The 10,199-nt window shown below is 68.6% G+C and carries 7 protein-coding genes and 4 pseudogenes; 4 read left to right on the forward strand and 7 right to left on the reverse strand.

Annotated features, from left to right (window positions below; all coding sequences use genetic code 11):
- The first annotated feature begins 323 nt into the window (after positions 1–323).
- Positions 324–2,940: pseudogene (locus GJ632_RS14705) on the forward strand (heavy metal translocating P-type ATPase).
- Between the two features lie 19 nt (positions 2,941–2,959).
- Here GJ632_RS14705 and GJ632_RS14710 read toward each other — a convergent pair.
- On the reverse strand, positions 2,960–3,550 hold the full coding sequence (locus GJ632_RS14710) for a hypothetical protein (protein ID WP_191453355.1): 591 nt from the start codon (positions 3,548–3,550) through the stop codon (positions 2,960–2,962).
- Between the two features lie 66 nt (positions 3,551–3,616).
- Complete coding sequence (locus tag GJ632_RS14715; RefSeq protein WP_089810390.1) at positions 3,617–3,850, reverse strand: DUF2249 domain-containing protein; 234 nt, start codon at positions 3,848–3,850, stop codon at positions 3,617–3,619.
- A gap of 138 nt (positions 3,851–3,988) precedes the next feature.
- Here GJ632_RS14715 and GJ632_RS14720 point away from each other — a divergent pair.
- A pseudogene (locus tag GJ632_RS14720) lies at positions 3,989–5,352 on the forward strand (hypothetical protein).
- A 157-nt stretch (positions 5,353–5,509) separates the two neighbouring features.
- Here the strand turns inward: GJ632_RS14720 and GJ632_RS23915 are convergent.
- From GJ632_RS23915 to GJ632_RS14735, 4 genes and pseudogenes are all read right to left on the reverse strand, one after another.
- A complete protein-coding gene (locus GJ632_RS23915) occupies positions 5,510–5,869 on the reverse strand; it encodes a plastocyanin/azurin family copper-binding protein (RefSeq protein WP_343161197.1) in 360 nt (119 codons plus the stop codon).
- Positions 5,870–6,131: 262 nt separating this feature from the next.
- A pseudogene (locus GJ632_RS23920) lies at positions 6,132–6,533 on the reverse strand (halocyanin domain-containing protein); the annotation flags it as partial.
- A gap of 15 nt (positions 6,534–6,548) precedes the next feature.
- Positions 6,549–7,700, reverse strand: a complete 1,152-nt coding sequence (locus tag GJ632_RS14730) for a multicopper oxidase domain-containing protein (RefSeq protein ID WP_191453356.1) — start codon at positions 7,698–7,700, stop codon at positions 6,549–6,551.
- Positions 7,701–7,944: 244 nt separating this feature from the next.
- Positions 7,945–8,502 (reverse strand): halocyanin domain-containing protein, encoded by a 558-nt coding sequence (locus GJ632_RS14735; protein WP_191453357.1) that lies wholly within the window; start codon positions 8,500–8,502, stop codon positions 7,945–7,947.
- 91 nt (positions 8,503–8,593) lie between these two features.
- Here GJ632_RS14735 and GJ632_RS14740 point away from each other — a divergent pair, with 91 nt between their 5' ends.
- Positions 8,594–8,857, forward strand: coding sequence for a DUF2249 domain-containing protein (locus GJ632_RS14740; RefSeq protein WP_089810398.1), 264 nt, complete (start codon positions 8,594–8,596; stop codon positions 8,855–8,857).
- A gap of 48 nt (positions 8,858–8,905) precedes the next feature.
- Here the strand turns inward: GJ632_RS14740 and GJ632_RS14745 are convergent, their stop codons facing one another.
- Positions 8,906–9,142 carry a DUF2249 domain-containing protein gene (locus tag GJ632_RS14745; protein ID WP_089810400.1) on the reverse strand — a complete coding sequence of 79 codons (237 nt, stop codon included), beginning with the start codon at positions 9,140–9,142 and terminating at the stop codon, positions 8,906–8,908.
- Between the two features lie 130 nt (positions 9,143–9,272).
- On the opposite strand from GJ632_RS14745, the pseudogene GJ632_RS14750 reads away from it, so the two are divergent.
- Positions 9,273–9,930: pseudogene (locus GJ632_RS14750) on the forward strand (helix-turn-helix domain-containing protein).
- Positions 9,931–10,199: the final 269 nt, after the last annotated feature.

The raw sequence follows: 10,199 nt of genomic DNA on the forward strand, positions 1-10,199 counted from the left end.
CGTTTCTCGCCCCCTCCTCACTTCTGCTTCCTTCTCCTCCTCACTCTGCTTCCTTCTCCTCCTCACTCTGCTTCCTTCTCCTCCGTCACTCCCGACACGTAGTTGCGGTTTCGAGACCGAAGCCGACCCGTCTCGCGACCTCGGAAAGAGAAGTCGCCCTGTCGCGCCCGCTCGCTCCGAACTGGCCCTTCAGACGATTCGGCGGACTACCGAACGACCGTGCCGCCGGCACCGAATCGATTTCGAATCGAATCTCGGGCGGCCACGAAACTGAACGTTCGAAAGGGAAACCCGATTGAATAGGGCACCCGTATGTACACCCAATGACCCACCGACGAAGCAGAATCGACATTCAGGGGATGAGCTGTGCGAACTGCTCGCAGACCGTCTCCGAGACCGTCGAGGCCCTCGACGGGGTGTCGGAGGCCAACGTGAACTTCGCCACCGACGAGGGGACGGTCGAGTACGACCCCGACCGGGTGACGCTCTCGGCCGTCTACGACGCCATCGAGAGCGCTGGCTACTCGCCGGTGGCGGAGACGACGACCATCGGTATCACGGACATGTCGTGCTCGAACTGCTCGGAGACGGTGCAGGACGCACTCGAAGGACGCCGGGCGTCGTCTCGGCGGACGTGAACTTCGCTACCGACGAAGCGCAGGTGACGTACAACCCGGCGGAGGCGTCGCTGTCGGACCTCTACGACGCTATCGAGGGGTCGGGGTACTCGCCCGTCCGCGATGACGACGGAAGCGGGGAGTCCGCCGAGGACCGCCGCGACGCCGCTCGCAAGGAGGAAATTCGCAAGCAACTCCGACTGACGCTGTTCGGGGCGGCGCTGTCGGTGCCGATGCTGTTCTTCCTCGTGGACAAACTCCTCCTCGGGGGGAACCTGCCCGAGCAGGTGTTCGGCGTCCGGTTCGGGTGGGTGGAGTTCGCCCTCGCGACGCCCGTGCAGGTGATACTCGGCTGGCCGTTCTACCGGAACGCGTACAAAGCGGTCGTGAAGAACCGGACGGCGAACATGGACGTGCTCATCGCGCTGGGGTCCTCGACGGCGTACCTCTACTCCGTCGTGGTCCTCCTCGGCCTCCTCGCCAGCGAGGGGCTCTACTTCGACACGGCCGCCCTCATACTGGTGTTCATCACGCTGGGTAACTACCTCGAAGCCCGGTCGAAGGGACAGGCCAGCGAGGCGCTTCGGACCCTCCTGGAGATGGAGGCGGACACGGCCACCCTCGTCGACGACGACGGCACCGAACGCGAGGTGCCCATCGAGGACGTCGAGGTGGGCGACCGGATGAAGGTTCGCCCCGGCGAGCAGATACCGACCGACGGCGTCGTCGTCGACGGACAGAGCGCCGTCGACGAGTCGATGGTCACCGGCGAGTCCGTCCCCGTCGAGAAGTCGGAGGGCGACGAAGTCGTCGGCGCGACCATCAACGAGAACGGCGTCCTCGTCGTGGAGGCGACGAAGGTCGGCGAGGACACCGCCCTCCAGCAGATCGTGCAGACGGTCAAGGAGGCGCAGTCGCGCCAGCCCGAGATTCAGAACCTCGCGGACCGCATCTCGGCGTACTTCGTCCCCGCGGTCATCGTGAACGCCCTGCTGTGGGCGACGGTCTGGTACCTGTTCCCCGAGACGCTCGCCGGGTTCGTCCGCACGCTCCCCCTCTGGGGACTCGTCGGCGGGGGTCCGGCGGCCCTCTCGGCGTTCGAGTTCGCCGTCGTCGTCTTCGCGTCGGCGGTCCTCATCGCCTGCCCCTGTGCGCTCGGGTTGGCGACGCCCGCGGCGACGATGGTCGGGACGACCATCGGCGCGCAGAACGGCGTGCTGTTCAAGGGCGGCGACGTGCTCGAACGCGCGAAGGACGTCGACACCGTCGTCTTCGACAAGACGGGCACGCTGACGAAGGGTGAGATGAGCCTCACCGACGTCGTCGCGTTCGACGGCGGCCGTGCGGTCACCGACGGCGGTGACCGCTCGGACGACGCCGCCACCGACGGCGGGGCGGTCACCGCCCGCGAACGGACCGACGAAACCGAGGTGCTCCGACTGGCGGCCGCCGCCGAGTCGGGGAGCGAACACCCCCTCGCTCGCGCCATCGTCGAGGCGCGCGCGAACGCGGCATCGACGTGCCCGACGCCACCGACTTCGAGAACGTGCCCGGACACGGCGTCCGCGCCACCGTCGAGGGCACCGAGGTGTTGGTCGGCAACCGCAAACTGCTCCGCGACGAGGGCATCGACCCCGACCCGGCCGCCGAGACGATGGAACGACTGGAGAACGAGGGGAAGACGGCGATGCTTGTGGCCCGCGTGAGCGACGGTGAGGGCGAACTCCTCGGCGTCGTCGCCGACGCGGACACGGTCAAAGAGAGCGCGGCGGACGCCGTCGCGGAACTCCGCGAACGCGGCACCGACGTGATGATGATAACCGGCGACAACGCCCGGACCGCCCGCGCCGTCGCCGAACAGGTCGGCATCGACCCCGAGAACGTGCGCGCGGAGGTCCTCCCCGAGGACAAGTCCGACGCCGTCGAGGACATCCAGTCCGACGGCCGGCGCGCGATGATGGTCGGCGACGGCGTCAACGACGCGCCCGCCCTCGTCGTCGCGTACGTCGGGTGCGCCATCGGGAGCGGAACCGACGTCGCCATCGAGGCGGCCGACGTGACGCTGATGCGCGACGACCCCCTCGACGTGGTGAAGGCCATCCGCGTCTCCGAGGGGACGCTGGCGAAGATACAGCAGAACCTGTTCTGGGCGCTCGGCTACAACACGGCGATGATTCCGCTGGCGTCGCTGGGACTGCTCCAACCCGTCCTCGCGGCCGGTGCGATGGCGTTCTCGTCGGTGTCGGTGCTGACGAACAGCCTGCTGTTCCGGCGGTACACGCCCGACCACGACTACGAACTGCTCGGGTTCCTCCGGCGGTAAGGGCTCACCCCGACGCGGCTCAGAACGGCGCGTCCGGCCCGCGTCCCTCCGACTCCTCGGTCGCTGACCGCGCCGCGGACGCGACGCCCTCCTCGGGGCCGTCGTCGACCGCTCCCGTCTCCCGGTACTCGGTTTCGAGCGCCGCCAACCGCTCGTTTATCGACGCCGACTCGTGGTGCATGGGGTGCAGTCGAACGCGGACGACGTCGTAGCCGTGGCGCTCGGAGAGTCCGTTCCACGCTCTGAACGACCCGAGCGTGAGCGTCCCGCTCTGCGGGCAGAACTCCGTCGTCGGCGTGAACTCCGCGCGGAGGACCGCCTCGCCGTCGTCGCTCTCGCCCGACTGCTCGGCGTAGCGGTAGCCCGCCCCGGGGTGGCGCGCGTCGAGGTTCAGTTTGGCGAGGTTGTAGCCGAACGTCACGTCGTACACCGTCCGCTCTTCGAAGACGCCGCGCGTCGTCTCGTGGAACGCGACGTGCGACTCGCCGGTCAGCACCTCGTGGCCGTCGAGGAACGGTCCCGGTTCGGGCAGGTGTTCGGGGACGAACTCGCCGTACTCGTCGAACGCGTCGTCGCCGTCGCGGCCGCCGAGCGATGGAAATCCGACCATGTCAGTCCGTTCGTCCCGTCGTCCGGTAGGTGTGGAGCCGAACACGTTCGTCGCGGCCGCCCGCCGCTATCGCTTCGGGAGGGTGGCGACGAACTCGGTCGGACCGCGACGCTCCACCTCGTAGCCGTCGGCGTCGAACGACTCCACTTCTGCCTGCATCTCGTAGAACAGCGGTTTCGGGTCGTGGTCGTTGACCAGTTCCAGCGACTCGCCGGAGTCGAGCGACGCGAACGCGTCGTGAATCTTCGGGTGCCGTTCCGGCGGCGGGACGTCACGTAAGTCGAGTGTGGTGGCTGCCATGCGTCGACCGCTTGGCGTCCGAGGGGGGTGACGTTTCTCCCGAACCCGTTCGGCCGGCGAGCGTGCGCCCCGACGCGACGGACGGAGCCGAACACGTTCGCACGTAGCGGGATGGCGGGGGAGCCCGTCGTCTCCACTATGAGCGTGATTCCGGCGGACGTCGAGACGGACAAACAGCCGCCGATGGCCGTCCCCCTCCGGCACTTCGTCGTGGGGCTCGGGTTCCTCCTCGCCGCTGCCGTCGTGAGCGTCCTCGACCCTCTCGGCGTCGTTCCGGGACAGGCGTCGCTGGCGCACCGACACCTCCTCCTGGCCGGGTGGGTGTGCGTCACCATCGCCGGCGCGATGACGCAGTTCGTCCCCGTCTGGTCGGGGACGACGTTGCACTCCGAGCGACTGGCGCGACTCCAACTCTGGCTCCTGACGGCGGGGCTGGTCGGTTTCGTCGTCGGCCTCCTCTTCGGCCTGTACGACGTGCTGCCGGTCTTCGGCGGACTGCTGCTCGCGGGGTTCTGGACGCTCGCGTACAACGTCGGTCGAACCCTCTTCGGTACCCGGCCGTGGGACGTGACGGAGCGACACTTCGCCGTCGCGCTCGGTTTCTTCCTCGTCGTCACGACGTTCGGCCTGCTCCTCGCGGTGGGCTACACGCGACCGGTACTTGACGGCCTACCGTTCGACCGGAGCGGGCTCCGAACCGCCCACGCGACGCTGGCGGTGTTCGGCGTCGTCCTGACGACGGTGTTCGGGGCGCTGTACCAACTCGGGACCATGTTCACGCAGTCGGAGCTCCACGGGGTCGACGCGCCGCTCAAACGGGTCGAAGCGGTGGGCTACCCGCTCGGCGTCGGCGTCCTCGCCGGGGGCCGCCTGTTCGGGAGTCCGGCCGTCGCCCGCGTCGGCGGACTGCTCGTCGTCGCGGGACTGTTCGCGTTCGGCGTCGTCCTCGCGCGCCGCCTCGTCGAATCGACCGTCGAGTGGAACCCCATGCTGCGTCGGTACGCCGTCGCCGCAGTCGCGATGCTCTCGTGGGCGGTTCTGACGACGCCCGCGTGGCTGGCCGACCCCACCGCGCCGTCCGCGCTGTTCGGCGCGCCGTCGGCCGCCTCGCTCCTCCTGTTCGGCGTCGTCGGCTTCGTCGTCCTCGGGACGCTCTACCACGTCGTCCCGTTCATCGTCTGGGTCGACCGCTACAGCGACCTGCTGGGGCTCGCCGACGTGCCGATGATAGACGACCTCTACGACGGGCGACTCGCCCGCGTCACTTCGTCGCGATTCTCTCGGGTACCGCGCTCCTCGTCGCCGCGGAGGCGCTCTCGCTGGGGTCGGCACCGACTCTCCTCGGCGGGTCGCTCTGGCTCGTCGGCGTCGTCACTTTCGTCGTCAACGTGGCGTCGGTGATTCGCCGGCACAGTCCCGAGGCGCTCCTCCCCAGTCGCCTCTCGGAGGTTCTCGGACTTCGCGACGGCGACGACGAGGCGGTGACGGACGCCGCGGAGTGAGCGGCGTCCCTTCGAGCGGTTCGTCCCCTTCCCGAACGCGGCCGCGAAAACGAGTGCACTCCGTCCCCTCCTCGTGACCCCACCGACGAGTCGCCCGCGCTGACGCCGTCGGCCACCGCGGGCGGCAGTCCGTGACGGCGTCACCGCCCGTGACGGTTCATCGGTTCGAGCCGTCTCGCCGCTCTCTCGCGTTGTTCCGCGACTCCACGGCGAAGATTGCGAGCAGTGCGCCGACGAGTCCCACGCCGCCGCCGACGCTCAGCGCGTTGGCCACTACGTCGTCCCGGGCGTCGCCGCCGCCCTCGCCCGCCGCACCGACGACGACTGCGCCCCGCATCCCCATCGCCTCGTGCGGGACGCAGACGTACCGGTGGACGCCGGCGCTGTCGAACGTCTGTTCGAAGGTGTACCCCTTCTCGCCGACCATCTCGCTCTCGAACGCTCCGTCCTCGGCGACGACGTTGTGCGCGCCGCCCTTGCCGGTCCACTCCCAGACGACTCTCGTCCCGGGGTCCACACGGACTGCCGGCGGGGTCGAACGCGAAGCTCCCGTTGTTGCCCCTCGCGCCGACGGTGACCGTCACCGACTCCTCGCCGGTCCGGTCCGCGGTCCCCTCGAAGTTCGACACGCCGTCGAACCAGTCGCCGTAGTCGGGTTCGTTCGTCCCGCCGCCCGCGTCGGCCGAAGCGCTCGACGCGGCGTTCGCACTCGCGTCGCCCACGACGATTACGCCCCGCATCCCCATCGCTCGGTGCGGCGTGCAGGCGTACTTCACGACGCCCGCCGCGTCGAACGTGCGTTCGAACGTGTGGCCCTTCTCGCCGACCATATCGCTCCGAAAGCTCCCGTCCTCTGCGGCGACGTCGTGACTGCCGCCCTTGCCGGTCCACTCCCAGACGACGGTGGTTCCGGGGTCGACTCTGACCGCGGCCGGACCGAACGCGAAGTTGCCGTTGTTACCCGCCGCGCCGACGGTTATCGTCACCGACTCCTCGCCGGTCCGGTCCGCGGTTCCGTCGTAGTTGCTGGTGTTCTCCAACCACCCGCCGTAGTCGGCGTCGGCGGCCGACTGCGCGGCGGCGGTTCCGGCGGTTCCCGCGGCACTCGCGGCGACGGCGGCCGTCGCGGCACCGCGGAGGACTGTTCTCCGACTGACGTTCGGGGTGTTCGGTGTCGTCATCGTCCTGTCTGGTGGTCACTGCCCGTAGCCCGCGTACTGCATCAACTGGTCGAAGATGTCCGTGTCCATCGCCTCCTTGTAGACGACGCCCGACAGCATCCCGCCGGGGTAGAAGTTCCCGTTCATGACGTGACTCACCTTGTGACAGTGCATGAGGTAGATGCCCGGGTCGGCGTCGGCGGTGAACTCGACGGTGTGCCGTTCCGCCGGGGCGACGTTCGTCACGTCCATCTCGTGACGGGCCGCCTCCGGCACCGTCCCGCCGTCCTTCTCCACGCGCTGGAAGCGGTGGTTGTGGATGTGCAACGGGTGGCTCATGTAGCCGCCGTTGACGAAGTGAAGTCGGACCGAGTCGCCGCGTTCGACCACGACGGGCGACCCGTCCTCGGGGTGCAGGGTCCGCGGCGCAACCTTCCCGTTGACGGTGAACACGTCGGGGTCGCGGCCGCGCGGCGTGTAGGAGACGTCCTCGCCCGCCATCGAGCGGTTGAGCCGCGAGTCCCAGTCTTTCACCGTCATGAAGTACTCCCTGTCGGCCGGTTCGTACCCCTTCGGGTCCACCCGGAAGATGCCGTACATCCCCATGTCGATGTGGCGGTGCGTCTGGAAGTGACAGTGGTACAGGTGGGTGCCCGGCACGTTCGCCGGGATGGTGTAGGTGTGCGACTCGCCGGGCGAGACGGTGATGCCCGTCGTCGTCGGCACGCCGTCGTCCTTCCACGCCTTCTGGACGCCGTGGAAGTGGACCGTGTGCGGGCGCTTGCCCGCCGTGTTGTCCAGCGTCACCTCCATCTCCTCGCCCTCGGTGGTCCGGATGACCGGTCCGGGGACGGAGGGGTCCCGGTCGTCGGCCTGGAACGCCCACACGCGCGGCAGACGGACGGGGCCGCCCATCGAGTCGAGCGGATGCGCCTCGTGGACGGCCGGTTGCGTCTTCAGCGTCACCGCTCCGCCCTGTTCGTCCACGTCGACGACTTCCGGCGGACTGGTCGTCGGGAGCGACGCCGTCTGCGACGCCGCCGTCGTCGACGACTGCTCGGTCTTCGCGCTGGCCTGACTCGTCGGGGCCTGACACCCCGCGATCGCTGCCGTTCCGACGCCGCCGGTGGCGGCGAGGAACTCTCGTCGGGAGATGCCCGTTCCGGGAGCACCGATGCGGTCTCTCATGGACACCTGAGTCTACCCACAGTTGAAAGATAGCGGGTCGGGGCGGTTCCTGACGCACGAGAAGGTGCGCGAACACGTTCGGGTGGGGTTTATACGCCGTTCGCGCTGAGGAGTGCCACCGATTCGCACGACACAGGCGCGGACGACGGTGTCCGCTCTCACGGGTGTCCGGACACCGCGGACCCGTGCGACCGGTGCGTCCCGGTCCCGACCGAACCGACCCGGAAAAGCGAGACCGCTCGGGTTACTCGACGACGACGACGCCCTTCATCCCCATCGCCTCGTGCGGCGTGCAGGCGTACTCGTACGTCCCGGCGCTCTCGAACGCGCGTTCGAACGTGTACCCCTCCTCGCCGACCATCTCGCTCTCGAACGCGCCGCCCTCGGCGACGACGTTGTGGGTGCCGCCGTCGCCGGTCCACTCCCAGACGACGGTCGTTCCGGCGTCGACGCGGACCGCGGCCGGACCGAACCCGTACGCGCCGCCGTTGGCTTCGGTGCCGACGCGGACGGTCACGCTGTCCTCGCCGGTCGCGTCGGTGACGCCGTCGTAGTTCCCGACGTCCGAAAGCCACCCGTCGAACTCCGGCGACGACCCGTCGCCCGATCCGCCGCCAGTCCCGTCGCTTCCACCGTCCGTCTCAGCGGTCTCACCACCGCTCTCGCCGCCCGATTCACCGGCCGGCGAGTCGGTGGTGTCGGTCGCACTCCCCGTACACCCGGCCAGCGCCGCCCCGCCGATGGCCGCACCGGTCGCTCGAAGGACGGTCCGCCGATTTACCGAAACTTCCTCGGAGTTCATCACGTCCGTGAGTTCCCCCCTCTCCCTCTCGGGCGTTCCCCCGAACGTGTTCGGGACAAGCGACTGTGTGTCGGCCGGTCGAACTGACACCATGGACGACCGACCCAGCGTCGTCGCGGAGACGGACGCACCGACCGGCCGACCGACGGAGACGCTCGACGTGCGGGACCTCCCGCCGCCGAAACCGCTCAGCGAGACGCTCGAACGGGTCGCGGAACTGGACGACGACGCGGTCCTCGTCCAACTGAACGACCGCGCGCCCCAGCACCTGTACCCGAAACTGACCGACCGCGGCTACGCGTTCGAGACGGTCGAGACAGACGACTGCGTCGTGACAGTCGTTTGGCGCGAGTAGTCCGGCCCGAATCGCGGACCCCGGAACCGAGACGCACGCGTCGTCCGGTCACGCGTGCGTTATCTCCACACGCCACTCCTCGGGACCCGTTTGCGACGCCTCGTACGCGAACCCTCTCCGTTCGAGCACGTCGTACAGGGGCACGGGCTCGAACCCGTTGACCAGCACCAACCGCTCGCAGTCGCCGAGGGCGTCGAGTGCGGCCACGATGTCACCGAACGGTTCGCCGTCGGTCTCTCGCACGTCCAGTTCGCGGGTCTCCGCGTCCGACGTCTCCGAACTCATGCCCGTTCGTTGCGCGCAGTTCGGGATACCCCTTGTGCCGATAGTGTTCGTCCGCGTCGAATCTCGGCACTCACGAACATGTTCGGGAACACTGATTGGTGGGGAACCCGAATATATTCGACCGAGACCGATGCCACGAGCACACCTCACGCTGACGATTCCCGACGGCGTCTGGATCGGCGATGTCACGCGCGCGCACCCGCAGGCGACGGTCCGTATCCTGTCCGCCCTCACCGGCGACGACGCGGGCGTGGGCCTCGCCGAGATAACCGCCGAGGAGTTACAGTCCGTCGTCGCCGACGTTCAGGACAGCGACTCCGTGGTCGAACTGGAGATTCTCCAGCAGTACGGCAACACGGTCCTCCTGCAGTTCGAGACGACGATGCCGTTGCTCCTCCTGCCGGTGCAGGACTCGGGCGTCCCGCTGACGATGCCGTTCACCATCGAGGACGGGCAGGCGGAGTGGGAACTCACGGCTCCCCAGCACCGACTCTCGGAACTCGGGACGCAACTGGAGGAGTTCGGTATCCCCTTCACCGTCGACGAGATTCGCCAACAGATCGAACCCGAGCAGTTGCTCACCGACCGTCAGTTGCGGTTGGTCGTCGCCGCCGCCGAACGCGGCTACTACGACACCCCCCCGGGAGTGTTCGCTCACCGAACTCGCCGAGTCGGAGGGGCTGGCAAAGTCCACGTGCAGCGAGACGCTACACCGCGCCGAAGAGCAGATAATCAAGGAGTTCCTGGAGAACCTCGACGAGGCGACCAGAGAGTCCCAGCGCGCCTGAGACGGCGCTCGGCGACGCTCGACCGCATCGACCGACGGACGCGGAACCGTCCCGACGCGCTCGGGACGGCGGTTAGACGCCCGGACAGATGACCTCTCACACGACCACGCACCACGCGGACTCCTCTCGCACAGCATCTATGGAACGCGACCCGTTCGCACCCGACGCGCCCGATATTCGGGACGTGTTGGGCGCGCTCGACGACCCGGACTGCCGAACCATCATCGAACGCATCGACGGGGCGATGACGGCGAACGACGTCGCCGAAC

This window comes from Halogeometricum sp. CBA1124, from assembly GCF_009741955.1.
Lineage (GTDB): Archaea > Halobacteriota > Halobacteria > Halobacteriales > Haloferacaceae > Halogeometricum > Halogeometricum rufum.

Coding starts and splice junctions, on each gene's coding strand:
- GJ632_RS14740 (WP_089810398.1), top strand. CDS start 8,594: ATGGACGACCGACCCAGCGTCGTCGCGGAGACGGACGCACCGACCGGC.
- GJ632_RS14745 (WP_089810400.1), bottom strand. CDS start 9,142: ATGAGTTCGGAGACGTCGGACGCGGAGACCCGCGAACTGGACGTGCGA.
- GJ632_RS14715 (WP_089810390.1), bottom strand. CDS start 3,850: ATGGCAGCCACCACACTCGACTTACGTGACGTCCCGCCGCCGGAACGG.
- GJ632_RS14735 (WP_191453357.1), bottom strand. CDS start 8,502: ATGAACTCCGAGGAAGTTTCGGTAAATCGGCGGACCGTCCTTCGAGCG.
- GJ632_RS14710 (WP_191453355.1), bottom strand. CDS start 3,550: ATGGTCGGATTTCCATCGCTCGGCGGCCGCGACGGCGACGACGCGTTC.
- GJ632_RS14730 (WP_191453356.1), bottom strand. CDS start 7,700: ATGAGAGACCGCATCGGTGCTCCCGGAACGGGCATCTCCCGACGAGAG.